The organism is Pseudomonas sp. RIT411 (assembly GCF_003057735.2).
In the GTDB taxonomy this organism is placed as follows: Bacteria; Pseudomonadota; Gammaproteobacteria; order Pseudomonadales; family Pseudomonadaceae; genus Chryseomonas; species Chryseomonas oryzihabitans.
Genome location: NZ_QBIZ02000005.1, coordinates 101,724 through 126,123, shown reverse-complemented (window position 1 = coordinate 126,123; position 24,400 = coordinate 101,724). Strand labels below are relative to the sequence as shown.

Here is a 24,400-nt window from a genome sequence, read left to right as displayed (position 1 = left end):
CTCTGTTCTCCAGAAGCCAAGGGTGGGGGTCAAGCCAGGGACACGTCCTTGAGGAAGGCCTCAACGCGCGGATGTTGGCCGTTACGCAGTACCGCGGGCGCGTCGTCGCAGACCACGCGGCCCTTTTCCATGAACACGATGCGGTCCGAGACCTTGAAGGCGAAGTTCATCTCGTGGGTGACGATCACCATGGTGATGCCCTCCTGGGCCAGGGCCTCGATCACGTGCAGCACCTCGTTGACCTTTTCCGGATCCAGCGCCGAGGTGGGCTCGTCGAACAGCATGATCTGCGGTCGCATCATCAGCGCCCGGGCGATGGCCACGCGCTGCTGCTGGCCGCCGGAGAGCTGGTGCGGGTACTTCCAGGCGTGGTCGAGCATCCCGACCTTGTGCAGCAGGGCATAGGCCTGCTGCTTGAGCGCCGCGGGAGCATCCAGGCGGTGATAGCGCGGCGCGAGCAGCAGGTTGTCCAGCACCGTGAGGTGGGGAAAGAGGTTGAAGCTCTGGAACACCATGCCGATGTCCAGGCGATGCTCGCTGTGCTCGACGAAGCGGGGCTTCTGGGCGCCGTCCTTGTGCAGGTGGATGAAGGGCTGGCCGTTGATGCGGATCTCGCCGTTGTCCAGTTGCTCCAGGCCGTTGAGCAGGCGGATCAGGGTGGTCTTGCCCGAGCCCGATGGGCCGATCACCGAGACCACCTCGCCGGGCTGGATGCGCAGGTTGACCGAACCCAGCACCTCGACGTCGTTGTAGGCCTTGTGCAGCCGCGCCGCCTGCAGCGCCGGGGTGGCGGCGTCCCACTGCGGCCTGGCGCTGGCGGTCGAGGCCTGGTTGGCCAGGGCCAGCACCTGGGCATCGGGGGTCCGCACCACCTTGCGCTGGGTGACGTCGAGAAAGCGCTCTAGGCGTTTGAGCAGGAAGTCGAACAGGGTGACGATCAGCACGTAGTAGAAGGCCACCGCCACCATGGTCTCCATGACCAGGAAGTTCTGCGAATAGAGGCGCTGGCCGACCATCAGGATCTCGGTGAGGGAGATCACCGACACCAGCGAGCTGAGCTTGACGATGGAGATGTATTCGTTGGCCAGCGACGGCAGGGCCACGCGCAGGGCCTGGGGAATGACGATGCGCCACTGGGTGCCGAGAAAGCGCAGGCCCAGCGCCCGGGCCGCCTCGCCCTGGCCCTTGGGAATCGACAGCAGGCCGCCGCGGTGGATCTCGGCGACATAGGCCGTTTCGCTGATGACCAGGCCGATCAGGCCGGCCCAGAAGGGATCCGCGAGCACCACCGAGGTCGCCGGCAGCGCCTGGGGCAGGTTGTAGATGAAGATCAGCAGCACCAGCAGCGGCACGCTGCGAAAGAACCAGATGTAACCGCGAGCGGGCAGGCTGAGCGCCGGATATCGTGACTGTTTCGCCAGGGCGATGAAGAAGCCCAGGGCGATGCTGATGATCCAGGTGAGGGTGCTGAGTTTGATGACCGTCCAGGTTGCCAGCCAGAATTGAGTGTCGCCAATGAGGCTGAACATGTAGTTCCAGTCGAAAGTCATGGTGAGCCAACCCGTCGCCATTTCAAAGAAAGTGCGAACTTTCCTAAAGCGTTCGCACTGTTGCCAGAAACAGAATTGGCGTCCGCCAGACTCATCGTCAATTAACAAATTACAGGTCGTTGCATAGCCTTTTCCTAAGTAGTGTAAGGCGGCATCTTGTTCTGCGCGCTATACGCCCCAAGGCAGGGCAAGATGCAATCATAAGCACTCGAAGTGCAGTCTTTTGGTGCGTTTTAACCCGTGCGGCAGGGACTTTCGTCGGCACGCCACCGCGCGTGCAGTACCGCTAAGCACAGGCCGCGCGGTGACATTCAGGCGGATGGCATGGCTTTCGCTTCAGCAGATTGCGCTATGCAGATATGCGTTCTGCAAAGTTTTATCCTATGGATGAGCCATGACGCGTTTTACCCTGAGGCAACTTCGCTATTTCGTCGCGGTGGTCGAGGAAGACAGCATCGTCGAGGCCGCGCGACAACTGCATATATCCCAGCCGTCGATCTCCGTCGCCATCAAGAACCTCGAGGAAAGTTTCGAGCAGAAGTTGTTTATTCGCCATCACGCCCAGGGCGTTTCGCTCACCGCCAGTGGCCGTCGGCTGTATGAAAAGGCCAAGGAACTGTTGCGGCTGTCCCAGGAACTGGAACAGAACGCCAAGGCGGAAAACGAGCTGGTTTCGGGCACCGTGGCCATCGGCTGCTTCGAATCCGCGGCGCCGCTCTATCTGCCCAAGCTGGTCGCAGGTTTCAAGCGGCTCTATCCCGAGATCACCATCCAGCTGCACGATGGCGAGCAGCACGAATTGATGCACGGGGTGCACCGCGGACGCTTCGACCTGGTGTTTCTCTACGACCTGGAGCTGGGCGATTCCATCACCAAGGAAAAGCTCAATGCACCGCACAAGCCCTATGCGCTGTTGCCCATCGCCCATCCCCTGGCCGGCAAGAAGGCGGTGACCCTCAAGGAGCTGAGTCGCGAGCCCATGATCCTGCTGGACGTGGTGCCCAGCCGTAACTACTTCATCGACATCTTCAGGGAGAAGGGCTACCACCCCAACGTGGCCTACAGCTCGCCCTCCATCGAGATGGTGCGCTGCATGGTGGGGCAGGGCCTGGGCTTTTCCGTGCTGGTGACCCGGCCGACCACCGACCTGACCTACGACGGCAAGCGCCTGGCCCAGGTCAACATCCACGACGACATGCCGGCCTCCACCTTCATCATGGCCTACCTGCGCAACAACGAACCGACCAAGGCGACGCGGCTGTTCATGGACTACTGCCGGAGCGTCGATCTCTCGCCTGCGCCCGCGGAAACCCTGGTGGGCTGACGCCCATGCTGGCCACTGCCCAGCTTTCGGGCGAAAGCGCAGGGAATAGACGGCTCCGGACTGGTCCTGGATAACCCACGTAAAGTAGAATCAATATCATCTAAGCATCGACGAGCAGGTAGCACCCGTCATGAGTGATATGGCTCTCGCGTCCACGCGTCACCTTCATCGGCTCTATCTCGACCACAGCGGGTGGCTGCAGGCCTGGTTGCGCCGGCGGCTGGGCAGCGAATGGGATGCGGCCGATCTCAGCCAGGAAGCCTTTCTGCGGCTGTTGCGCCATCCTGAAGTGCTCGGTGAACTGCAGGAGCCGCGGGCCTATCTGGTGACCATCGGCAAACGCCTGCTGATCAATTTCCAGCGGCGCAAGAGCCTCGAGCAGGCCTACCTCGATGCCCTGATGGCATTGCCCGAAGCCTGCGTGCCGTCGCCCGAGCAGCGTTGGCTGCTGCTGGAAACCCTGCAGGCGCTGGACGAGCTGCTCGATGGCCTGCCCGCCGCGGTGCGGCGGGCCTTCCTGCTCAGCCAGCTCGAGGACCTCACCTACCGCGAAATCGCCGAACGCCTGCACGTCTCCGAGCGCACCATCAAGAGATACATGGCGCAGGCCTACGAGCATTGCCTGCTGGCGGAGTTGTGCTGAGCGGCCAGGACCGGCGGCGGAGGGCGATCCGCGAGGCCGCGGAATGGCTGGCGCTGCTGGAGTCCGGCGCAGCCGGCGAGCGCGAGCGGCAGCAGCTGCAGGCGTGGCGCCAGGCCCATCCCGAGCACGAGCGCGCCTGGCAGGCGGCCCTGCAGCTGCAACAGCGCTTCGCCGCGGTGCCGTCGCGGCTGGCCATGGCCAGTCTGCAGCCGGCCGAGCGCACTCGGCGTACCGCCCTGCGCCAGTTGCTGGGCCTGGCGGTGGTGGTACCGACCGGCTGGTGGCTGAGCCGGGAATTGCCGCTAGACGCCTGGACCGCCGATCTCAGTACCGCCACGGGCGAACGCCGCAGCCTGACCCTGGCGGATGGCAGCCTGCTGCAACTCAATACCGCGACCGCCGTGGACCTGGATCAGACCCGGCGGCGCCTGACCCTGGTGCGCGGCGAGCTCTCGCTGCGCGTACCCGGTACCCAGGCGCTGACGCTGGATACCCGCTTCGGCACCCTGACGGTGGAACAGGCCGAGGTCTGCGTGCAGCAGGACGATGAAGGCTGCGACGTGCGCGTGGTCAGCGGCAGCGTCGAGGTGCGGCCGCTGATGGGCCTCGGGCTGGCGTTGGGCAAGGGCCAGCAGTTGCGCCTGAGTACCCTGGGCATCGGCGCCATCGAGCCGTTTTCGCCGACCCTGCTGAGCTGGCGCCAGGGCGTGCTGATCGCCCAGGACCAGCCCCTGGGCGAATTCCTGCAGCAATTCAGTCGCTATCGTCCTGGCCTGCTGCGGTGGGATCCCGCGGTGGCCAATCTCAGGGTCACCGGCAGCTTTCAGCTGGCCGATACCGACCGGGTACTGACGCTGCTGGCCGCGACGCTGCCGGTGGAACTGCAGTGGCGTACCCGCTTCTGGGTGACCCTGATACCCCGTTCGGTCACCGTCTGAAAAAAGTCTGTCCCCTTTTTCGTACCTGTCGGTCATTAACGGCATAGGACAACCAAAAGGAGGGGGATTCGATGGTGACGTTGGTATTGCGTCCGTTGCTGCGCACGGGCTTGCTGGTGGCGTTGAGCGGTACTCCCTGGTGGGCCGCTTCGGCCCTGGCCCAGGAGGCGGCCCGCCGGCATTACGAGATTCCCGCGGGCAGTCTCGCCCAGGCACTGACGCGCTTCGCCGCGGAGTCCGGCGTCAACCTGGCGGTGGATCCGGGACTGGTGGGCAAGCGCGCCAGCGCTGGGCTCAACGGCGACTATGGGGTGGAGGAGGGCTTCAGCCGGCTGCTGGCCGGCTCGGGGCTGCGGCTGCAGCCGCTGGGTGAGCGTGACTTCACCCTGGCGCCGGCCCCCCAGGACAGTGGCGTCCAGGAGCTGGCCAGTACCTCCATCGTCGCCTCCAGCCTGCAGGCGGACGACGCCCCCTACGCCGGTGGCCAGGTCGCGCGGCAAGGTTCCCAGGGGTTGCTGGGCAATCGCGACTTCATGGATACGCCCTTCAGCCAGACGTCCTACACCGCCCAGACCGTGCAGAATCTCCAGGCCCGCACCCTGACCGACCTGATCGCCAGCGATCCCTCGGTGCGCTCCACCAATCCGTCGGGTGGGCGCTTCGAGCAATTCACCATCCGCGGTTTCAGCCTGTTCAACAGCGATGTGGCCTACAACGGTCTCTATGGCGTGCTGCCGACCTATTCCATCGACATGGAGATGGCCGAGCGGGTCGACATCCTCAAGGGGCCGAGCCAGCTGCTCAACGGCATCTCGCCCCGCGGCAGCGTCGGCGGCGGCATCAACGTGGTGCCCAAGCGCGCCACCGACCAGCCCATCACCGAAATCACCGGCAGCTATGCGTCCGACAGCCAGGTGGGCGGGGCCGTGGACATCGGTCGTCGCTTCGGCGAGGGCAATCGCTTCGGTATGCGCTTCAACGGTGTCAAGCAAGCGGGCGACACCACCTGGGATCACCAGCACGTCGATCGCCAGATGGGCGTGCTCGGCCTGGACTATCGCGTGGAGCGCCTGCGCCTGGGTGTCGATCTCGGCCACACCGAACGCGACACCGATGCGCCCCAGGAGCGGGTGCTGGTGGGGGCCAACGCCCGGGTCCCCGATGCCGACGACGTGCGCCACAACTATGCCCAGCGCTGGACCCGCGCCCAGACCAAGGACACCTTCGGCGCCCTGCGCGGCGAATTCGACGTCGACGACTCGCTGATGGTCTATGGCGCCGTGGGCGCGCGCCGCAGCGATCACGACTTCCTCCGCCACAACGTTTCCATTACCAACAACGCCGGCGATTTCAGCGTCCAGCCGCGCGACTTCACCCGTGACGAGAACGTGCGCACCGCCAACCTGGGCGCGCGCAAATGGCTGCAGACCGGACCAATCAGCCACGAACTCAACGTCAGCGCCGACTACTTCTACATGGACTTCGAGAACGGCGGCGGTCGCTACGCCAGTGGGCCGAGCAACCTGTACAACCCCAGTAACCTGCCCGCGCCAGGTGTCCAGACCCGCTCCGACGGCAAGGACTACACCGAGAACCGCTTCAGTGGCGTGGCCCTGGCCGACACCCTGGGCTTCTTCGACGACCGCCTGCTGGTCACCCTGGGCGCCCGCTGGCAGCGGGTCAAGGTGGACGACTGGTCCGACGGCGTGAAGCAACCCACCGCCTACGACGAGGAAAAGGTCTCGCCCTCGGCGGGCGTGCTGTTCAAGGCCACCGAGCGGCTGTCGCTCTATGCCAACTACATGGAAGGCCTCAGCCAGGGCAAGATCGCGCCGTCCACCGCGCTGAACGAGGACGAGATCTTCCCGCCCTTCATCAGCCGCCAGGCGGAAGTGGGGGCCAAGTACGACTTCGGCGCGGTGGCCGTGACCGCCAGCGCCTTCCGCATCAAGCAACCGGCCTACGAGACCAATGCCACCAGCCGCGTCTTCGGTCCCAACGGCAAGCGCGTCAACGACGGGGTGGAGCTAAGCGTGTTCGGCGAGCCGCTGGCCGGCTTCCGCGTGCTCGGCGGCCTGATGTACATCGACAGCGAACTCAAGGACACCGTCGGCGGCTCCTTCGATGGCAACCGCGCCCCGGCCACGCCCAGGCTCAATGCCAACCTCGGCGCCGAACTGGACATCCCGGCGGTGCCGGGCCTGACCCTGACCGGACGGGGGATCTACACCAGCTCCCAGTACCTGGACCAGGCCAACAGCAAGGAAATCGACGCCTGGCATCGCTTCGACGTGGGCGCGCGCTACGCCTTCAAGGTCGACGCCACCCGCGTGACCTTGCGTGCCTCGGTGGAAAACGTGATGAACGAGCGCTACTGGGCCTCCGCCGGCGCCTCGGACGACAGCGAACCGGGCCTGACCATCTCCACGCCGCGGACCCTGGTCTTTTCCACCACCCTGGCGTTCTGAGCAGGCGTTATCCGTCCCTGCGCTAGGCGTGTCGCCGCCCGGCGCAGGGGCGACTTCCGCGCATCGCCAACGAGGGGCAGAACGGTGGCCCCTCAGGCGTCATTCATCGACAGGAGTGAGCGGCGTACAGAGCGGGAACAGCTGCCTATCAGGCGTGTTGACACGTGATTTCAAGGGCGGACCCGCCGGGCGTTCGCGCCCTTTGTCGCCCGCACTTTGGTGAAAGTGGCGCGACTTCAAAGACTCGATCTTTTTCGGGAATGGCGGTTGAAGGATGAGAATGAAACTGATTATCGTTTACGAAGATAAACGTCCAGAGGTCTGACGCCATGCTTCAACCATCCCTCAGTCGCGATACCGCAACAGCCGACAACGCCTTCTTTCTCGCTCGCCAGGCACGCTTCGAATCCAGGGTCCGCAGCTACCCGCGCAAGCTGCCGCTGGCCATCGCCAAGGCCGCCGGGGTCTGGGTGACCGACGTCGAAGGCAAGACCTACCTGGATTGCCTGGCCGGAGCCGGCACCCTGGCCCTGGGGCACAACCATCCGGCCGTCACTGAGGCCATCACCGACTTTCTCGGCAGCGGCCTGCCCATGCACAGCCTGGATCTCACCACGCCGCTCAAGGACGCCTTCAGCGAGCGCCTGCTGGGCCTGCTGCCGGGCCGCGCGGAAGACTACTGCCTGCAATTCTGCGGTCCGTCCGGTGCCGATGCGGTGGAGGCGGCGCTGAAGCTGGCCAAGAAGGTCACCGGACGCAGCAACGTGGTCGCCTTTTCCGGGGGCTACCACGGCATGACCCACGGTGCCCTGGCGGTGACCGGCAATCTCTCGCCCAAGCAGGGGGTGGCCGGGCTGATGCCCGGGGTGCAATTTTTGCCCTATCCCCACGAGTACCGCTGCCCGCTGGGGCTGGGCGGCGAGCAGGGCGTCGCGGCCCTGGCGCGCTATCTGGAAAGATTCTTCGGCGACGTGGAAAGCGGCGTCTGCCGGCCGGCGGCGGTGATCGTCGAGGCGGTGCAGGGGGAGGGCGGCGTCAATCCCGCACCGGTGGCCTGGCTGCGGACCCTGCGGCAGGTCACCCGGGAGCACGGCATCCTGCTCATCGTCGACGAGGTCCAGACCGGTTTCGGCCGCACCGGCGCGCTGTTCGCCTGCCAGCATGCCGGCATCGAGCCGGACATCCTGGTGCTGTCCAAGGCCGTGGGCGGTGGCCTGCCGCTGGCCCTGCTGGCGATTCGGCGGGAGTTCGACGCCTGGGAGCCCGGTGGCCATACCGGCACCTTCCGCGGCAACCAGCTGGCCATGGCCACCGGGCTCGCCACCCTGGAGGTCATCGAGCGCGACGGCCTGGTCAGCCATGCGGCCCAGCTCGGGGGCTGGCTCAGGCGCCATCTGGAGCGGCTACGCGAGCGTTTCCCCGCCATCGGCAATGTCCGCGGGCTGGGGCTGATGCTGGGCCTGGAAATCGTCGAGGCGGGTGGCGCGGCGGATGCGCTCGGCAGCCTGCCGGCCGATCCCGCCCTGGCCGCGGCCATCCAGCGCCACTGTTTCGCCCAGGGACTGCTGCTCGAACGCGGCGGCCGGGACGGCAACGTGGTGCGGCTGCTGCCGCCGCTGATCCTCCAGGAAAGCCATTGCCTGGTGCTGCTCGAACGCCTGGAGGCGGCCCTCGTGGCGGCCCTGGCCGAGCCCCGTGGCTGAGCACAAGGCACCACCCAAGTGCCGTGACACCGGATCGCCCGCAGGGACGCGCAACCTCTTGGACACTGCCATGACTTCTCTAGAATCCACGCTGCTATCCCGCATCGTCAGCGAGCTGGCGTCTTCCCACGCGCTGATGAATTGCCTCATCAAGGAATTCGCCCTGCCGGAACGGTGCCTGTCTTATGCCTGGCCGGAAGACCGGCGCGGTATCGCTCCGGCCAACTATCTCGGCTGGTTGCAAGACGGCGGCGTGCCCCTGCTGATCGCCTTTCCTGGCGACCGCCAGTTCTTCCTCGTCGTCGATCGGCAGGATGAACTCGGCAGCCAGCGTTATCTCTCCGATATCTATGTCCGGCGCGGGAACCAGGCCTGGCATTGCCCGGACTTCGCCGCATTCATCGATTTTCTGCTGGAGGCCTGCGAAGAACTCGCCGGCGCCCACAATGGCGAATTGCTGCAGCAGGTCCTGCAGAGCCAGCACCTGACCGCGGCCATCGTCGACCACGTGCAGGTCTCGCGCCATCCCGCGCCGCTCAGCGACTACCTGGCCAGCGAGCAGAGCCTGTGGTTCGGCCATCCCAATCACCCGGCACCCAAGGCACGGCGCTGGCCGGAGCCCCTGCCGGCCGAGGCCTATGCCCCGGAGCTGCACATCAGCACCGCCATGCACGTGCTGGAGGTGCCCCGCGCCGGGTTGCAGGTGGCCGGCAACGGCCTGAGCGACGCCCAGGTGCTGCAGGGCTTCGTGGACCAGGCGCAGGCCGCCCCTGAGCGGGCGCGCATCGTGCTGCACCCGGTCCAGGCGCAGCTGTTCCTCGGCGATCCCCGGGTCCGGGCGCTGGTCAGCCAGGGGGTGATCCGCGACCTCGGCGCCAGCGGCGCCCTGGCCAGTCCCACCGCTTCCATGCGCACCTGGTACCGCCCAGGCCATGCCTTCTTCATCAAGGGCTCGCTCAACGTGCGCATCACCAATTGCGTGCGCAAGAACGCCTGGTACGAACTGCAGAGCACCCTGATCGTCGACCGCCTCATGCAGCGCCTGCAGGGGCGGGTGGCGGGGCTGGACATGGTGCGCGAGCCGGGTGCCCTGAGCTGGGCGCCGCCGGCCGCCAGTGCCGAGGACGAGCGCTGGTTCCGCGAGCAGACCGGCGCCATCCTGCGCGAGAATTTCTGCCTGGAGCATGGCGCCGACTGCTGCCTGCTGGCCGGCACCCTGTTCGCCCGCGACACCCGCCTGCAGCCGTTGCTGCAGGACTTCCTCAGCCGCTGCGGTGGCCAGCCGGTCAGCGACGAAACCCGGCTGGCCTGGTTCCAGGACTACCAGCGGCTGCTGCTGGGGCCGGTGCTGCGGCTGTTCTTCGAGCACGGCGTGGTGCTGGAGCCGCACCTGCAGAATTGCGTGGTGGTGCATGACAACGGTCGGCCCGTCCGACTGCTGCTGCGCGACTTCGAAGGCATCAAGCTGACCGATACCCTCGGCGCCGAGGCCCTGGACGCCCACGTCCAGCCCCGGGTGCGCCAGTCGTTGCTCTACAGTCGCGACCAGGGCTGGCGGCGCATCGCCTATTGCCTGTTCGTCAACAACCTCGCCGAGGCGGTGCTGGCGCTGAGCTGGGAGCGTCCGCACCTGGCGCCGCGCCTGTGGCGGCAGGTGGAAGCCGAGCTGATCGCCATCCGCCGGGACCTGCAACGCGCCGCGCCCGAGCTGGATGCGCTGATCGCCGGCCAGCCGATTCCATGCAAGACCAATCTTAAGGTGCGCCTCGCCGCCCAGGCCGATCGCCACGCCGGCTACGTGCAGTTGCCTTGCCCCTGGGGGGCGGAGGTGCGTCATGGCTGAGCTACCTGCCGCGGTCCGCGCCGCCCTGGTGGAAGCCCAGGCGCAGTCCGGCGATCCCCTGGCGGCCTTCGTCTACGACCTCGACGCCCTGCGGCGGCACGTCGCCGCGGTGATGGCCGAATTGCCCCCGGGCGTGGAGCTGTACTACGCCATCAAGGCCAACAGCGAGGCACCGGTCCTGGCGGCCCTGGCGCCGCTGGTGCATGGCTTCGAGATCTCCTCCGGTGGCGAGATCGATCGCCTCGCCGCCTGCCCGCAGCGCAAGCCGTTCATCTTCTCCGGTCCGGGCAAGCTGGATTCCGATCTGCGCGCCGCCCTGAGCGCGGGCGTCGAAGCCATACACCTGGAGAGCCTCGGCGAGATCCAGCGCCTGCAACGCCTGGCGCTTTCCCTGGGACGGCTGCAGCCGGTGTACATCCGCATCAATCCGCAATTGCCGGCCGGGCTGACTAGCACCCTGGCCATGGCCGGCACGGCGACGCCCTTCGGCTTCGACGAAGCCGATCTGCACGCCGCGGTGGCGGCGGTAGAGGCGGCCAGCCACCTGCAGCTGCAGGGCTTCCATGTGCATGCCCTGTCGCACCAGCACTCGGTGGAGCGCCATCTGCAACTGCTGGACTTCTATCTGCAGCGCTGGCCGCACTGGCGCGGCCTGGCCCGGCGCCCGGAAAGCGTGGTGCGGCTCAACGTCGGTGGCGGCATTGGCGTGGATTACCGTGAAGGCCGGCGATTCGACTGGGCGCGGCTGTGCGGGCACCTGCGCGCCCGCTTGGCCGAACAGGCGCAGCCGCCGCTGATCCGCTTCGAACCGGGACGTTTCCTCGCGGCCTTCTGCGGCTACTACGCCATGGAGGTGCTGGATACCAAGACCAGCCACGGCCTGCACTTCCTGGTCTGTCGCGGCGGGACCCACCAGTTCCGCCTGCCGGTGGCCCAGGGGCACGATCATCCGGTGCTGCACCTGCCCCGCGAGGGGCGGGCGACCGCGACTGGAGGCAAGGCCTGGACAGTGGTGGGTCAGCTCTGTACCCCCAAGGACATCCTCAGCCGCGGCCAGCCGCTGGGTGAGGTACGGGTCGGCGACCTGCTGGTGCTGCCCCTGGCCGGCGCCTATGGCTACAACATCTCCCACGCGGATTTCCTCTGCCATCCGCGCCCGCGGCAGCTGTTCCTCGCCGGCAACGGGAGTGTCCCGGCGTGAGCGTTGCGATCCCGCGGGTCTGGGTGGCGGTGAACGTGCTGCTGGGCACGGTCACCGTCAGCCTGGCCAATACCGCGCTCAATCCGGCGCTGCCGGCCTTCATCGCCGCCTTCGACCTGGGGCCGCTGCTGGCCAGCTGGATCGTCGCCGGCTTCATGGTGGCCATGGGCATCACCATGCCGCTGACCGGCTTTCTCGCCGGGCGCATCGGGCGGCGGCGACTCTATCGCCTCGGGCTGCTGGCCTTCATCGCCGGCTCGGCGCTGGGCGCCCTGGCCGATTCCATCGCCGGCGTACTGCTGGCGCGCATGGTCCAGGGGGTGGCCAGCGGCCTGATGATTCCCCTGGCACTGGGCATCATCTTTTCCGTCTATCCCAAGGAGGAGCGTGGCCGGGTGACCGGCTGGTGGGGTGGGGCGGTGATGCTGGCGCCGGCGGTGGGGCCGCTGTGCGGCAGTCTGCTGCTGGAGGTGTTCGACTGGCGCGCCCTGTTCCTGCTCAACGTCCCGGTGGGCCTGCTGGCCCTGGCCATGGGGCAGGTGGTGCTGCCCGCGGATGGCCCCCGCGAACGCAAGCCCTTCGACCTGGCCGGCTACCTGCTGATCGCCAGTGGCCTGGGGCTGCTGCTGGTAACCCTCGGCCGGCTGCGCGAGCTGGCGGCGCTGGCCGACCCCCTCAATCTGCTCGCGCTGGCCGCCGGCGTCCTGTGCCTGCTGGTCTTCGTCCGGTTGCAACTGCGACGCAGCCAGCCGCTGCTGCCGCTGCGCCTGTTCGCCCTGCGCGGCTATCGGGCCAGCGTCATCATCGCCGTGGTCCAGGCGGTGGGCATGTTCGAATGCCTGGTGCTGCTGCCGCTGCTGGTCCAGCTGGTGCTGGGCCATAGCGCCCTCTGGACCGGCCTGGCGCTGCTCTGCACCGCCCTGGCGGCGGCGCTATTCGGCCAGATCGGCGGTCGCCTGCTCGACCGCCGCGGACCCCGCGGGGTGATCGCCACCGGCCTGGCGCTCAGCGGCCTGGCCACCCTGGCCCTCGGTGTGGTCGGCAGCCATGCCGGGCTGGCCTGGATCTGCGCGCTCATGGTCCTGCGCGGCGTCGGCCTGGGGCTGTCCTACATGCCGGCCACCACCGCCGGCCTCAACAGCCTGCCGGATGCCCAGGTCACCCAGGGCGCGGCCATGAACAACATCGCCCGGCGGCTGGTGTCCTCGGTGGCCGTGGTGGCCGCCTCCCTGTGGCTGGAACTGCGCCTGGGCGGCGCGGCCGGCTGGGGCCCGCGCCAGGCCGCCACCGGCGTCGCCATCCAGGACGCCTTCATCGCCACCGGCCTGTTCATCCTGCTGGCACTGCCCTGGGCCTGGCGCTTTCCCGCCGCTCAACCCCTTTCCGTTCGGAGGTACTCATGACCGCTCAGCTTTCACTTGCCGCGCAGCCCTGGCCGTCGCCCGCCGATGCCGCTCTCTATCGCCAGGTCGAGCAGCGCGTGGTGGCGCAGCTGCTGCAGACGCTGATCTACGAAGAGGTGCTCAGGGCCCAGGTGCAGTCGGTGGCCGATGGTCAGGCGCAGTACCGCCTGACCGGTACCGCCGCCGATGGCACACCCGTGCAGTACCTGGGCTATGCGCCCGCAGATGCCAGCTTCGGCCTGATCCGCCTGGATCCGCAGCGGCTAGTGCGCCAGGATGCCCAGGGGAGCCGCGCGCCGACGCTGCACGAGACCCTGGCCGAATTGCTCGGCGAGCAGAGCGATTCGCCGCTGTGGCCGCGCTTCGTCCAGGAGCTGGAGCAGACGCTGCTCAAGGACCTGCAGTCGCGCCGTCAGGATTATCGTCCTGAACGCCCGGCGCACGAGCTGGACGTGGACGCCCTGGAGCGGCACTTCATGGACGCCCATGGCTACCACCCCTGCTACAAGTCGCGCATCGGCTTCTCGCTGGCGGAGAATCGCCGCTACGGACCGGAATTCGGCGAGCCGATCAAGCTGGTCTGGCTGGCCCTGGCGCGCGCGCGGGCCTCGGTGGGGCACTCCCGCCGCCTAGACTTTCCGGCCTTCATCGCCGCGGAGTTCGGGGTGGAGCGCTGGACGGCCCTGGCCGCCGAGTGGCGCGAACAGGGTCGGTCGTTGGACGACTATCAGTTGATCCCGGTGCATCCCTGGCAATGGGAGCAACACCTGGCCGCGCTGTTCCAGCCCGAGCTGGTGAGCGGCGAGTTGCTCTACCTAGGCACCTCCCGCGACCAGTACGCGGCCCAGCAGTCCATCCGCACCCTGGCCAATCGCAGCGCGCCCGAGCGACCCTACGTCAAGCTGGCGATGTGCCTGACCAACACCTCCAGCACCCGCATCCTGGCGCGCCACACGGTGCTCAACGGCCCGCTCATCACCGACTGGCTGCAGCGCCTGATCGCAACCGATGCCACGGCCCGCGACCTGGACTTCGTGGTGCTCGGCGAGATCGCCGGCGCCGCCTACGACAGTCGTGCGTTGCCGGTCAGCCGGGCGGGGCAGGTCTACGGCACCCTCGGCGCCGTCTGGCGCGAGAGCATCCATGCCTATCTGCGCGCGGATGAACAGGCGGTACCCTTCAACGGCCTGACTCAGGTGGAGAATCGCTACGGCCAGGGCGCGCCATGGCCCTTCGTCGCCGCCTGGATCGAGCGCCACGGCCTCGACGCCTGGCTGCAGCAGTTGCTCAAGGTCACGGTGACGCCGCTCATGCACATGCTCCACGCCGAAGGCATCGGCATGGAGTCCCACGGCCAGAACATCGTGCTGATCCACCGCGACGGCTGGCCGCTGCGCATCGCCCTCAAGGACTTCCACGACGGCGTGCGCTACGCCGAGCGCCACCTGGCGCGCCCGGAATTGCGCCCGACCCTGGAGCCCTTGCCGGCGAGCCATGCGCGGATCAACCGCAACTCCTTCATCCTCACCGAGGACGTGGCGGCGGTGCGCGACTTCACCTGCGATGCCTTCTTCTTCATCGCCTTGGGCGAGCTGGCGGTGTTCCTGCGCCAGCACTTCGCCCTGGCCGAGTCCGACTTCTGGCGGGCGACCGCCACGGTCATCCTCGACTACCAGCGCGCCCATCCCCAGCACCGGGACCGCTATGCGCTGTTCGACGTCTTCGCTCCCACCTTCGAGGTGGAGGAGCTGACCAAGCGGCGCCTGCTGGGCGATGGCGAGCGGCGCTTCAAGGCGGTGGCCAACCCGCTGCATCCCTATCGGCCCGCCGCATGCTGAGGCGCAATCGACTCAAGGCCGCCCTGGCGGCCGGCACGCCCAGCCACGGCCTGTTCGCCTCGCTACCCACGCCCGCCAGCATCGAGCTGATCGCCGAAGCCGGCTACGACTTCGTGATCATCGACATGGAGCACGTGCTGATCAATCCGGAAACCCTGGAGAACATGATCCGCACCGCCGAGAGCTACGACCTCACGCCGCTGGTGCGGGTGCCGGACGCCGAGCCCAAGCGCCTCTTGCGCCTGCTCGATGCCGGGGCCCAGGGGATCGTGCTGCCTTGCGTGGAGGACCCGGCGGTGCTGGCCGCCGCGGTGCGCGCCTGCAAATACCACCCGGAGGGCGAGCGCAGCCTCAATGCCGGTCGCCCGGGCTCCTTCGGCAAGACCAGCCTGGCCGACTACGTGAACCGCGCCAATGCGCAGATCCTGGTGGTCGCCATGATCGAAAGTGCCACCGGCGTCGCCCGGGCGGCGGAAATCGCCGCGGTGCCGGGGGTGGACCTGCTGCTCGAAGGGGCGGCGGACCTGTCGCAATCCCTCGGCCGCCCCTGGCACCTCGCCGATCCCGCGGTGCAGGAGGCCCTGCGCCAGACCTGGACCGCCGCCCAGCGCCAGGGTACGCCCTATTGCGCCATCCCCCGGCAGCCGGAGGACCTCGACCTCTGGCGCGCCCGGGGCGTCACCACCTTCGTGCTCGGCGACGAGCGCGGCATCGCCTTTCGGGCCCTGCAGGCCCGCCTGACCGCCCATTCCTGCGGAGAATCCCCATGAACGCCCAGACCCTCGCCACCGACCTGATCCTGCAGGACCTGTTCGACTGCCTGCTGGCCGAAGACGTCTTCGCCCCCATGCCTGTGACCCTGGCGGCCGCGACCACGGAACATCCCGCCGCGCTGCAGCCGGCCGCCCCGGAGGAGCGCCTCTGGGAGTGCTGCTGCGATTCCCGCGAGCAGCGTTTCATCGCCGCGCGGGTGCGCCCGGGCATTACCCAGGCCTGGGTGAAGGTGCCCGGTACGCCGATCTTGGCGCGCCAGGGCGACGCCTGGAGCACCCTCACGCCGGAGGCCTTCGTCTCCCTGGTGTTCGCCGAGGCGGCCGCCGATCCCGAGCAGGCGCGGGGCATCGCGCTGTTGCGCGAGACCCTGGCCACCAGTCTGCGGCAGACCCGGCTGTCCCTGGAACAACCCCTGGTCCCGGGGCCGTTGCTGGAGGGCGACGGCCAGGCCGCCTTCCTGCAACTGGAACGCTGGGCGGCCCTGCGGGATCGACCCTATCACCCCCTGGCCAAGGCCAAGCTGGGGCTGAGCGACACCGACTACCAGGCCTACCAGGCCGAATTCGGCCAACCCGTGCGCCTGGCCTGGGTCGCGGTGCGCCGCGATCAGCTGCTGTGCGGAGAGGGTGTGGCGGCCGCTTCCCAGGGACCGGCGGCCGACTTGCTGACCCCGGCGGCGCTGGCCGAGTTGCAGGCCGAATTGCAGCGGCGCGGCCTGGCGGCGAGTCATGTGGCGCTGCCGGTACACCCCTGGCAACTCGCCAGGGGATTGCCGGGTCGGCTGGACGAGGCCTTCGCCAGTGGCGTCTGCCAGCAGCTGGACTTTGCCGGCGCTCGCTGCCACGCGACCTCATCGCTGAGATCCATGCTGATGGAGGAGGGCGCGGGCGTGACCCAGCTGAAGTTGCCCATGGCGGTGCATTCCCTGGGCGCCTCGCGCTACCTGCCGGCGGTGAAGATGATCAACGGCTCGCGCAGCGAAGCCTTGCTGCGCCAGGCGCGGGCCCTGGACCCGGTGCTCGCCGAGAGCCTGCACCTGTGCGACGAGTCGCGCTGGTGGGCCTTCATGCCACCGGCAGCGACCCTGTTCGACGAGGCACCGCGGCATCTCTCGGCCATGGTGCGCGGCTATCCCGCGGCGCTGCTGGCCGATCCCGATTGCCGCCTGCTGCCCATGGCCGCGCTCGGTACGCCACTGCCGGGCAGCCGTCGGCATTTCTTCGACGACTGGCTGGCGGCCCGGGCGCTGGCGCCGACCCCGGCCAATGTCCAGCTGTTGCTGGGTGAGCTGTGCCACAGCTTCATCGATCTCAACCTGCGGCTGTTCCGCCTCGGCCTGCTCGGCGAGGTGCACGGGCAGAATGCCGTGCTGGTCTGGCGCGCCGGACGTATCCAGGGCCTGCTGCTACGCGACCACGATTCCCTGCGCCTGTACGTGCCCTGGCTGGGGCGCCAGGGGCTGGCCGATCCGCAATACCGGATCAAGCCCGGTCATGCCCAGACGCTCTACCACGAGCATCCGCGCGACCTGCTGTTCTGGTTCCAGACCCTGGGCATCCAGGTCAACCTCAGGGCCATCTTCGAGACCGTCGCGAGCTGCTACGCTGTCCCGCTGACCGCCGCCTGGACGCTGCTGCGCGAGGTGCTGGAAGAACGCATCGCGGCCCTGGACTTCGACGCCGAGGCCCGGGCGCTGCTTCGGGAGACGCTGTTCGAGGCACCGGACTGGCCGCAGAAGTGGCTGCTGCGCCCGATGATCGAGCGGGCCGGTGGGCCCGGCAGCATGCCGTTCGGCAAGGGCAGGGTGGTCAATCCCTTTCATCAGGTGAGCCATGCCCCCTAGTGTTTCCTCAGTAGTAACCCGCCGCCGCCTGCTCGGGCTCGGCGGCGTGCTCGCCACCGGCCTGGCGCTGCAGCCAGGCATGGCTTGCGCGCAGCCAACCCGGGTGGCCACGCTGTTCCAGGGCGCCACCGACAGCGCCGTGGCCCTGGGGCTCAGGCCTTGCGGGGTGGTGGAGTCCTGGAGCGAGAAACCGGTCTATCGCTACCTGCGCCCGGCGCTGGCAGGAGTGCCTTCGCTGGGCCTGGAGACCCAGCCGAGTCTGGAGGACCTGGCGCTGCTGGCGCCCGACCTGATCGTCGCCTCGCGCTTTCGCCATGGCCGGATCGCTCCCTTGCTGCAGCAGCTGTGCCCGGTGGTGATGCTGGAGGAGGTCTTCGAATTCAAGCAGACCTTGCTGGCCCTGGGCACCGCCGCGGGGCGTGAAGCGGAGGCCACGGCCCTGCTGCAGGCCTGGCAGGCGCGCATCGCCCGTCTGCGCGAGGCGTTGCAACGCCACTACGGGTCCCAGTGGCCGCCGACGGTGGCGGTCCTGGATGTACGCGCCGATCACCTGCGCAGCTACCTGCCCGACAGCTTCGCCGGCCGGGTACTCAGCGAGCTGGGCTTCGCCTGGCCGTCGGCCAGCCAGGGCAGCGCTGCACCCTCGATCAAGTTGACCTCCCGGGAAAGTCTGCCGGTGGTGGAGGCCGACGTCTTCTTCGTCTTCCTGCGCGCCGACCAGGCCGCGGTGCAGCGCAACTACGAGCGTCTGCTCGAGCATCCGCTCTGGCAACGCCTGAGCGCCCCCCGGCGCGGGCAGGTCTGGCGGGTCGATGGGGTGGCCTGGAGCCTGGGCGGCGGCTTGCTCGCGGCGAATCGGCTGCTGGACGATATCGAGCGCGTCCTGGTCGACCAGGGGGCCGCATGAGCGCACCCCTCAGACTGCTGCTGCTCGCCCTGGCCCTGGCGCTGATCGCCGTGCTGAGTCTCTCCGTAGGCGCCCGCTGGATCGCGCCCACTAGCGTAGTGGCGGCCCTGGTGCAGGACCCCTCGCTAGGGCTGGATGCAACCCTGGTCAACACCACCCGGCTGACGCGCCTGCTGGTCGCCCTGGTGGTGGGCGCCAACCTGGCGGTGGCCGGTGCCCTGATGCAGGCCATGACGCGCAATCCCCTGGCTTCGCCGGGGCTGTTCGGCATCAACGCCGGCGCCACCTTCGCCCTGGTGCTGGGCATCACCCTGCTGGGGCTGTCCAGCACCGAAAGCTGGATACTCTGCGCGCTGCTGGGCGCGGCGGTGGCCGGCAGCCTGGTCTGGACCCTGGGCAACCGGGGCCAGGCGCGCCTGACACCGCTGCGCATCGTGCTGGCCGGCGCCGCCCTGGCGGCCCTGTTCACCGCCTTCAGCCAGGCGCTGCTGGTGATCAACCAGGAGGGGCTGGACAGCGTGCTGTTCTGGCTGGCCGGTTCGGTGGGAGAGCGCAACCTGGCCACGGCTGCGCCCCTGCTGGTGTTCAGCCTGCTGGCCCTGGCCGCTGCCGGGGTCCTGGCCGGGCAGCTGGATGTACTGGTCGCCGGTGATGACCTGGCCCGCGGCCTGGGCCAGCCCATCGGGCTGATCCGGTTGCTGGCCGGGGTGCTGGTGATCTGCCTGGCCGGCAGCGCCGTGGCCCTGGCCGGCAACATCGGCTTCATCGGCCTGATGGTGCCGCACCTGGTGCGCGGGCTGTTGGCCCGCGCGCGACACGAGCATCGCTGGCTGATCCCCGGCTGCGCCCTGGGCGGGGCCCTGCTGCTGGTGCTGGCCGACAGCCTGGCGCGGGTGGTGATCCTGCCCCAGGAGGTGCCCGTGGGCATCATGACCGCGCTGTTCGGCGGGCCCTTCTTCATCCATCTGGCGCGTCGAGGAGGCCGTCATGGCCGCTGAGATCGTCTGGCGGCTCGGCCGTTTCTCCCGCCGCCTGGCCCCGGCCACCCTGGGACGGCTGGTCGTCGCCGCGCTGGTGGCCCTGGCGGCCTTGCTGCTGTGCCTCTGCCTGGGCAAGGTCTGGTTGACACCCACCCAGGTGTTCGCCGCGCTGGTCGAACGGCAGGGCGGTGGCCTGGGTTTCATCGTCACCCAGCTGCGCCTGCCGCGGGCGTTGCTGGCGGCCCTAGTCGGCAGCGCCCTGGCGGTGTCCGGCCTGCTGCTGCAGGGCCAGGTGCGCAATCCCCTGGCCTCGCCGGACCTGCTGGGCATCACCAGTGGCGCCAGCGCCGGGGCGGTCTTCTATCTGGCGGTCCTGGCCGGCAGCCTGGGGCCCCATGGCCTGCCGTTGGCCGCGATGCTCGGCGCGGGCCTGGCGGCGCTGCTGGTCTATGGCCTGGCCTGGAATCATGGCGCCTCGCCGCTACGCCTGGTGCTGGTGGGGGTAGGGGTGTCGGCCATGCTCGCCGCGGCCACCACCTTCCTGCTGGTGTTCAGTCCGCTGACCACCACGCTGTCCGCCTACGTCTGGCTGACCGGCAGCGTCTATGGTGCCAGTTGGCCGGAGGTGCGCGCCCTGGGGCTGTGGTGGCTGGTCCTGTTGCTGCCGCTGGCGGCCCTGGCGCGCCACGCCGTGCTGGCGCAACTCGATGACGACCTGGCCCGCGGTCTCGGGGTGCGCCTGCAGCGGCAACGCGCGGCCTTGCTGGCGCTGGCCGTGGCCCTGGCCGGGGTAGCCATCGCCTGGGGGGGCGCCATCGCCTTCGTCGGGCTCATCGCGCCCCATATCGCCCGCCGTTTACTGCCCGCGGGTTTCGCCGCTCAGGCGCTGATGGCGGCCCTGGTGGGGGCGTTGCTGGTGATGCTCGCCGACCTCCTGGGTCGTACCCTGTTCCTGCCCCTGGATCTGCCGGCCGGCATCTTCGTCGCCGCCCTGGGGGCGCCCTTTTTCCTCTACCTGCTGATCCGGCAGCGTCCCTGAAGGAGTCTTCATGGCAACCCTGGCCAGCCGCGGCCTGACCCTCGGCTACGGCACCCAGACCATCATCGAGGCCCTCGACCTCGAATTACCGCCGGGGCGTGTCTCGGTTCTCATCGGCAGCAACGGCTCCGGCAAGAGCACCCTGCTCAAGGCCTGTGCCCGGCTGCTGGAACCGCGCCAGGGCCAGGTGCTGCTCGACGGCCAGGACATCCACCGGCAGTCCACCGCCGCCCTGGCCCGGCAACTGGCGGTCCTGCCGCAGACCCCGGTGGCGCCCGAGGGCATCAGCGTGCGGCAACTGGTGAGCCTGGGCCGCTATCCCTACCAGAACTGGATGCGCCAATGGTCGGCGGACGATGCCGCGGCGGTGGACAAGGCGCTGCGCCTCACCGACCTGCTGGCGTTGGCGGAGCGGCCGGTGGACGACCTCTCCGGCGGTCAGCGCCAACGCGCCTGGATCGCCCTGACCCTGGCCCAGGACACCGATTGCCTGCTGCTGGACGAGCCCACCACCTACCTGGACCTGGCGCACCAGATCGAGGTGCTGGACCTGCTACGTCAGCTGAATCGGGAGGAGGGCAAGACCATCGTCATGGTGCTACACGATCTCAATCTCGCCTGCCGCTACGCCGATCACCTGGTCGCCGTCCATCAGCGTCGTGCCTTCGCCCAGGGCGCACCCGCAGAGGTATTGACGGAAGCCCTGGTCCGGGAAGTGTTCGCCCTGGAATGCCGGATCATCGCCGATCCCTATTTCGGCACGCCGCTGTGCATTCCCTTTGGTCGCGAGGTACCGCCATGTGCCTGAGGCCCGCCCTCGACAGCGCCCAGCGGGACGAGTTGCGCGCCACCTTCGGCCTGCGCGAAGCCAGTGAGCGCGACGGGCAGCACAGCCAGCCGGTGGCCGCCTGGCTGGACGCCGCACGCTGCGCCGAGTTGCTCGACGACCTGGCGGAGCGGATGGCAGCGCCTACCCGGCGGGTCGCGGCGTCGCTGTTGACCAAACGGCTGGGCTTTCTCACCACCGGGGTGGCCTTCCAGGCCCTGTCGGCCTATGACCGGTGCCTGGACCTGACGCCAGGCAATGTCTGGATCGAGGATGGCCACGTCCAGGGGCGCTGGCGATCGGCCCTGCCGTTGAGCGATACCCGGCCGCTGCCCGCCCTGGAGGATCACGCCACGGCCCGAGCACTGCTGGCCCGCACCCTGTTCGGCGAGCTGCTGCGGCCGCTCTGGGAGACCCTGGCGCGGGTTGGCCGCGTCTCGCCCCGCATCCTCTGGGAGAACGCCGCGGTGCGGCTCTATTCGCTGTACGACCGGCGCCTCGCCGAACTGGAGGATCCGGCCATTCGCGCCCGCTGCGCCGAGGATTTCGCCTGGCTGCTGGCGGCCACGCCGGCGGAGCTGGGGCTGGAAACCAATCCGCTGGCGCAGTTCCGCCGGCCTGCGACGGCCAATACCCTTGGGCGCCCCGTTCGCTTCCGGCGCACCTGCTGCTTCTACTACCAGGCCACGGCGCCTGCCGAATACTGCACCAACTGCCCGCTGATCCGTCCCCGGGAGGCCATATGCCCGGCCCCCTGAGCGAGCTGCCGGCCGAGCTGATCGCCGGCTACGCCGAGGTAGCCGCCTCGACCCTGGGCCATCTCGGGCGCAGGGGCTATCTGCCCGAACTCAAGCCGGTGGTGGCCAATACGCGCCTGCTGGGCCGGGTGGTGACAGCGCGCATCCCCTTGCCCCATGGCGCCCTGTTGCGCGAGGCTCTGATCGCCAGTCGCCCGGGCGACGTCCTGGTGATCGAGGCCGTGGGCGATCCCCACTGCGCCTGCTGGGGCGAATTGCGCACCCTGGCCGCCTTGATCAAGGGCCTGGCCGGTGTGGTGGTGAATGGCGCCATCACCGACGTCCAGGCTCTTCGTCAACTCGGCCTGCCGGTCTTCCATCGCCGTATCAGCGCCGTCACCACCCAGGGTGGCGAGGCGCTGGGCGAATTGAATGTCGAACTCCAGCTCGGCGAGACCCGCGTTTGCCCCGGTGACCTGGCCCTCGGAGACGACGATGGCCTGTTCGTCCTGTCGCCCGCCCGGGCCGCAGCCTTGCTGCCCGGTGCGCTGGCCAAGGAGGCCGCGGACCAGGCACGGCGCGCGCAGCTGCTACAGCGGCTGACCGAAGGGCGCTGAAGCCGCTATTCCGGCTTGGTGCCGATCTGCTCGCGCAACAACTCTAGGTAGCGGCGCGCGCCCAGGCCCAGGGGGCGATTCTTGATCCAGATGACGTCGATCCAGCGGCGGATCTGGCTGGCCATGTTGTCGAATTGCACCTGCTCGAGCAGGCCGGCGGCGATCAGCGGCCGCACCAGCGGGTGGGGCAGATAGGCCCAGCCCAGCCCGGCCTGCACCAGGTCCAGCGTCGCCAGGTAGCTGTCGGTCAGCCAGACCCGTTGCGACAGCACGATCTGCGGGTCCGAGGCATTACGGTCGCCCCCGGCCACCACGATCTGGCGGGTATCGGCCATCAGCGTTTCGCCCAGTGGCCGATCCTGGCGGGAGGCGGGATAGCCGGGCGCGGCCACCGCCGTGAGCAACTGGCTCCCAGCCTCGGCGAAACCTTCCAGCGCGTTGATGCCCGGGCGCTCGAAGATCAGCGCCATGTCCACGCTGCCCTCGTGCAGCAGGCGGATCGCCTCGGCGCGGGCGGCCGAGCGGATCTCGATTTCCAAGGCCGGAAATTCCTCGGCCAGGGTCACCAGCGGGCGGCTCCAGGCGCCGGTCTGCAACTCCGGCGCCATCACCAGCACGAAGCGCCGTTCCAGCCCCGCATGCAATTGCAGGGCATGGGCGTCGAGCAGCGTGAGCTGGCTGGCCACCTGCCGCGCCTGGGGTTCGAGGGCGCGCGCGGCGGGGGTCGGCAAGGCCTTGCGGGTGGCGCGATCGAACAGCACCAAGTCCAGCTCGGCCTCCAGTTGGGAGATCGCCATGTTCACCGCGGAGGGCACCCGCCCCAGCACACGAGCCGCGGCGGAAAAGGAGCCTTCGTCAATCACGGCGAGAAAGACCCTGAGCGTTTCGCTGGTAAAGGCCATGGTTGTCAATTTCGCTGATAACGATCGTCTTTTTGTATCAGTCAGACCGGCTTAGAGTCCAGCCAGACCACAACGGAGACAGCCTTATGAGCGAGTCGATGGCGGGCCAGGTGGCCCTGATCAGCGGTGCCGGCAGCGAAGCCGGTATCGGCATGGCGATCGCCCGGCGCCTTGGTGCGGCGGGGGCGCGGTTGATCGTCACCGCCAGCAGTGCCCGGATCGCGGAGCGGGTGGTGGAATTGCGCGCCGCCGGCTTCACCGCCGAAGGCCGGGCGCTGGATCTCACCGAGGAGACGGCCGTTGGCGAGTTCTGCCAGTGGGCCGAGGCGCGCTGGGGCCGTATCGACATCCTGGTCAACAATGCCGGCATGGCCATGCAGGGCAGTCCCGAGCCCCTGGTCGAGGTGGCGCGGATGACCCTGGCCGACTGGAATCTGACCCTGGCGCGCAACCTGACCACGGCCTTCTTGCTGACCCGCGCCGTATTGCCCGGCATGCAGGCGCGCGGCTATGGCCGCATCGTCCACGTCAGTTCCGCCACCGGCACCCGGGCGGGCATTCCGCAGGCCGCGGCCTACAGCGCGGCCAAGGCGGCCATGGTCGGCATGAACATGAGCCTGGCGCTGGAGGTGGCCGGGCAGGGCATCACGGTCAACGCCGTGGCGCCCGGCTGGATCGAGACCGCCTCCAGCCTGCCGGAAGAATTGCAGGCCGCGACCCGGGTGCCCGTGGGCCGCGCCGGTCGTCCCGCCGAGGTCGCCGCGGCTGTGGCCTTCCTGGCTTCGCCCGAGGCCAGCTACATCACCGGGGAATACCTGGTGGTGGACGGTGGCAACAGCCGCATCGAAAACAAGGGGGCCTGAC

The 24,400-nt window shown here is 68.7% G+C and carries 20 protein-coding genes; 18 read left to right on the top strand and 2 right to left on the bottom strand.

The genetic code is table 11. From position 1 onward, the window contains the following. Positions 1–29 precede the first annotated feature (29 nt). Positions 30–1,550 (bottom strand): amino acid ABC transporter permease/ATP-binding protein, encoded by a 1,521-nt coding sequence (locus tag DBY63_RS09540; RefSeq protein WP_108581873.1) that lies wholly within the window; start codon positions 1,548–1,550, stop codon positions 30–32. Between the two features lie 394 nt (positions 1,551–1,944). Here DBY63_RS09540 and DBY63_RS09535 point away from each other — a divergent pair, with 394 nt between their 5' ends. The 17 genes from DBY63_RS09535 (at position 1,945) to DBY63_RS09455 (ending at position 22,634) form a co-directional block, all read left to right on the top strand. Continuing rightward, positions 1,945–2,874, top strand: a complete 930-nt coding sequence (locus DBY63_RS09535) for a LysR family transcriptional regulator (RefSeq protein ID WP_042134222.1) — start codon at positions 1,945–1,947, stop codon at positions 2,872–2,874. A 130-nt stretch (positions 2,875–3,004) separates the two neighbouring features. Then, a complete protein-coding gene (locus DBY63_RS09530; protein WP_074583662.1) occupies positions 3,005–3,517 on the top strand; it encodes a sigma-70 family RNA polymerase sigma factor in 513 nt (170 codons plus the stop codon). Then, positions 3,511–4,455, top strand: coding sequence for a FecR domain-containing protein (locus tag DBY63_RS09525; protein WP_042134220.1), 945 nt, complete (start codon positions 3,511–3,513; stop codon positions 4,453–4,455). The genes DBY63_RS09530 and DBY63_RS09525 overlap by 7 nt, the downstream gene beginning before the upstream one ends. Before the next feature lie 71 nt (positions 4,456–4,526). Beyond that, positions 4,527–6,923 (top strand): TonB-dependent receptor, encoded by a 2,397-nt coding sequence (locus tag DBY63_RS09520; protein ID WP_108581764.1) that lies wholly within the window; start codon positions 4,527–4,529, stop codon positions 6,921–6,923. A gap of 329 nt (positions 6,924–7,252) precedes the next feature. Continuing rightward, a complete protein-coding gene (locus DBY63_RS09515) occupies positions 7,253–8,626 on the top strand; it encodes a diaminobutyrate--2-oxoglutarate transaminase (RefSeq protein ID WP_108581763.1) in 1,374 nt (457 codons plus the stop codon). 70 nt (positions 8,627–8,696) lie between these two features. After that, positions 8,697–10,469 carry an IucA/IucC family protein gene (locus tag DBY63_RS09510; protein ID WP_108581762.1) on the top strand — a complete coding sequence of 591 codons (1,773 nt, stop codon included), beginning with the start codon at positions 8,697–8,699 and terminating at the stop codon, positions 10,467–10,469. Next, positions 10,462–11,670: a type III PLP-dependent enzyme gene (locus tag DBY63_RS09505; RefSeq protein ID WP_108581761.1), complete on the top strand. Its 1,209-nt coding sequence runs from the start codon at positions 10,462–10,464 to the stop codon at positions 11,668–11,670. The genes DBY63_RS09510 and DBY63_RS09505 overlap by 8 nt, the downstream gene beginning before the upstream one ends. Next, positions 11,667–13,073, top strand: coding sequence for a DHA2 family efflux MFS transporter permease subunit (locus DBY63_RS09500; protein ID WP_108581760.1), 1,407 nt, complete (start codon positions 11,667–11,669; stop codon positions 13,071–13,073). The genes DBY63_RS09505 and DBY63_RS09500 overlap by 4 nt, the downstream gene beginning before the upstream one ends. Next, entirely contained in the window at positions 13,070–14,911 is a 1,842-nt protein-coding gene (locus DBY63_RS09495) for an IucA/IucC family protein (protein ID WP_108581759.1), read from the top strand. The genes DBY63_RS09500 and DBY63_RS09495 overlap by 4 nt, the downstream gene beginning before the upstream one ends. Then, positions 14,905–15,681, top strand: coding sequence for an aldolase/citrate lyase family protein (locus DBY63_RS09490; RefSeq protein WP_108581758.1), 777 nt, complete (start codon positions 14,905–14,907; stop codon positions 15,679–15,681). The genes DBY63_RS09495 and DBY63_RS09490 overlap by 7 nt, the downstream gene beginning before the upstream one ends. Next, complete coding sequence (locus DBY63_RS09485; protein ID WP_108581757.1) at positions 15,678–17,528, top strand: IucA/IucC family protein; 1,851 nt, start codon at positions 15,678–15,680, stop codon at positions 17,526–17,528. The genes DBY63_RS09490 and DBY63_RS09485 overlap by 4 nt, the downstream gene beginning before the upstream one ends. A 79-nt stretch (positions 17,529–17,607) precedes the next feature. After that, positions 17,608–18,435 carry an iron-siderophore ABC transporter substrate-binding protein gene (locus DBY63_RS09480; RefSeq protein ID WP_244950584.1) on the top strand — a complete coding sequence of 276 codons (828 nt, stop codon included), beginning with the start codon at positions 17,608–17,610 and terminating at the stop codon, positions 18,433–18,435. Then, entirely contained in the window at positions 18,432–19,433 is a 1,002-nt protein-coding gene (locus DBY63_RS09475; protein ID WP_042134200.1) for an iron ABC transporter permease, read from the top strand. The genes DBY63_RS09480 and DBY63_RS09475 overlap by 4 nt, the downstream gene beginning before the upstream one ends. Beyond that, positions 19,423–20,454, top strand: coding sequence for an iron ABC transporter permease (locus tag DBY63_RS09470; RefSeq protein WP_108581755.1), 1,032 nt, complete (start codon positions 19,423–19,425; stop codon positions 20,452–20,454). Before DBY63_RS09475 ends, DBY63_RS09470 begins: the two co-directional genes overlap by 11 nt. Positions 20,455–20,464: 10 nt before the next feature. Continuing rightward, complete coding sequence (locus tag DBY63_RS09465) at positions 20,465–21,262, top strand: ABC transporter ATP-binding protein (RefSeq protein ID WP_077172836.1); 798 nt, start codon at positions 20,465–20,467, stop codon at positions 21,260–21,262. Then, positions 21,253–22,038, top strand: coding sequence for an IucA/IucC family C-terminal-domain containing protein (locus DBY63_RS09460; protein WP_108581754.1), 786 nt, complete (start codon positions 21,253–21,255; stop codon positions 22,036–22,038). Before DBY63_RS09465 ends, DBY63_RS09460 begins: the two co-directional genes overlap by 10 nt. Beyond that, entirely contained in the window at positions 22,023–22,634 is a 612-nt protein-coding gene (locus DBY63_RS09455) for an RraA family protein (protein WP_108581753.1), read from the top strand. Before DBY63_RS09460 ends, DBY63_RS09455 begins: the two co-directional genes overlap by 16 nt. Before the next feature lie 5 nt (positions 22,635–22,639). Here the strand turns inward: DBY63_RS09455 and DBY63_RS09450 are convergent, their stop codons facing one another. Beyond that, entirely contained in the window at positions 22,640–23,536 is an 897-nt protein-coding gene (locus DBY63_RS09450) for a LysR family transcriptional regulator (protein ID WP_044341855.1), read from the bottom strand. 86 nt (positions 23,537–23,622) lie between these two features. On the opposite strand from DBY63_RS09450, the gene DBY63_RS09445 reads away from it, so the two are divergent. Then, positions 23,623–24,399 carry an SDR family NAD(P)-dependent oxidoreductase gene (locus DBY63_RS09445; RefSeq protein WP_108581752.1) on the top strand — a complete coding sequence of 259 codons (777 nt, stop codon included), beginning with the start codon at positions 23,623–23,625 and terminating at the stop codon, positions 24,397–24,399. The last annotated feature ends 1 nt before the right edge of the window (position 24,400 follow it).

Bases quoted from the DNA above. Each gene is read 5' to 3' on its own strand.
- DBY63_RS09540 (WP_108581873.1), bottom strand. From the start codon at position 1,550: ATGACTTTCGACTGGAACTACATGTTCAGCCTCATTGGCGACACTCAA.
- DBY63_RS09535 (WP_042134222.1), top strand. From the start codon at position 1,945: ATGACGCGTTTTACCCTGAGGCAACTTCGCTATTTCGTCGCGGTGGTC.
- DBY63_RS09530 (WP_074583662.1), top strand. From the start codon at position 3,005: ATGAGTGATATGGCTCTCGCGTCCACGCGTCACCTTCATCGGCTCTAT.
- DBY63_RS09520 (WP_108581764.1), top strand. From the start codon at position 4,527: ATGGTGACGTTGGTATTGCGTCCGTTGCTGCGCACGGGCTTGCTGGTG.
- DBY63_RS09515 (WP_108581763.1), top strand. From the start codon at position 7,253: ATGCTTCAACCATCCCTCAGTCGCGATACCGCAACAGCCGACAACGCC.
- DBY63_RS09510 (WP_108581762.1), top strand. From the start codon at position 8,697: ATGACTTCTCTAGAATCCACGCTGCTATCCCGCATCGTCAGCGAGCTG.
- DBY63_RS09505 (WP_108581761.1), top strand. From the start codon at position 10,462: ATGGCTGAGCTACCTGCCGCGGTCCGCGCCGCCCTGGTGGAAGCCCAG.
- DBY63_RS09495 (WP_108581759.1), top strand. From the start codon at position 13,070: ATGACCGCTCAGCTTTCACTTGCCGCGCAGCCCTGGCCGTCGCCCGCC.
- DBY63_RS09490 (WP_108581758.1), top strand. From the start codon at position 14,905: ATGCTGAGGCGCAATCGACTCAAGGCCGCCCTGGCGGCCGGCACGCCC.
- DBY63_RS09485 (WP_108581757.1), top strand. From the start codon at position 15,678: ATGAACGCCCAGACCCTCGCCACCGACCTGATCCTGCAGGACCTGTTC.
- DBY63_RS09480 (WP_244950584.1), top strand. From the start codon at position 17,608: ATGGCTTGCGCGCAGCCAACCCGGGTGGCCACGCTGTTCCAGGGCGCC.
- DBY63_RS09475 (WP_042134200.1), top strand. From the start codon at position 18,432: ATGAGCGCACCCCTCAGACTGCTGCTGCTCGCCCTGGCCCTGGCGCTG.
- DBY63_RS09470 (WP_108581755.1), top strand. From the start codon at position 19,423: ATGGCCGCTGAGATCGTCTGGCGGCTCGGCCGTTTCTCCCGCCGCCTG.
- DBY63_RS09465 (WP_077172836.1), top strand. From the start codon at position 20,465: ATGGCAACCCTGGCCAGCCGCGGCCTGACCCTCGGCTACGGCACCCAG.
- DBY63_RS09460 (WP_108581754.1), top strand. From the start codon at position 21,253: ATGTGCCTGAGGCCCGCCCTCGACAGCGCCCAGCGGGACGAGTTGCGC.
- DBY63_RS09455 (WP_108581753.1), top strand. From the start codon at position 22,023: ATGCCCGGCCCCCTGAGCGAGCTGCCGGCCGAGCTGATCGCCGGCTAC.
- DBY63_RS09450 (WP_044341855.1), bottom strand. From the start codon at position 23,536: ATGGCCTTTACCAGCGAAACGCTCAGGGTCTTTCTCGCCGTGATTGAC.
- DBY63_RS09445 (WP_108581752.1), top strand. From the start codon at position 23,623: ATGAGCGAGTCGATGGCGGGCCAGGTGGCCCTGATCAGCGGTGCCGGC.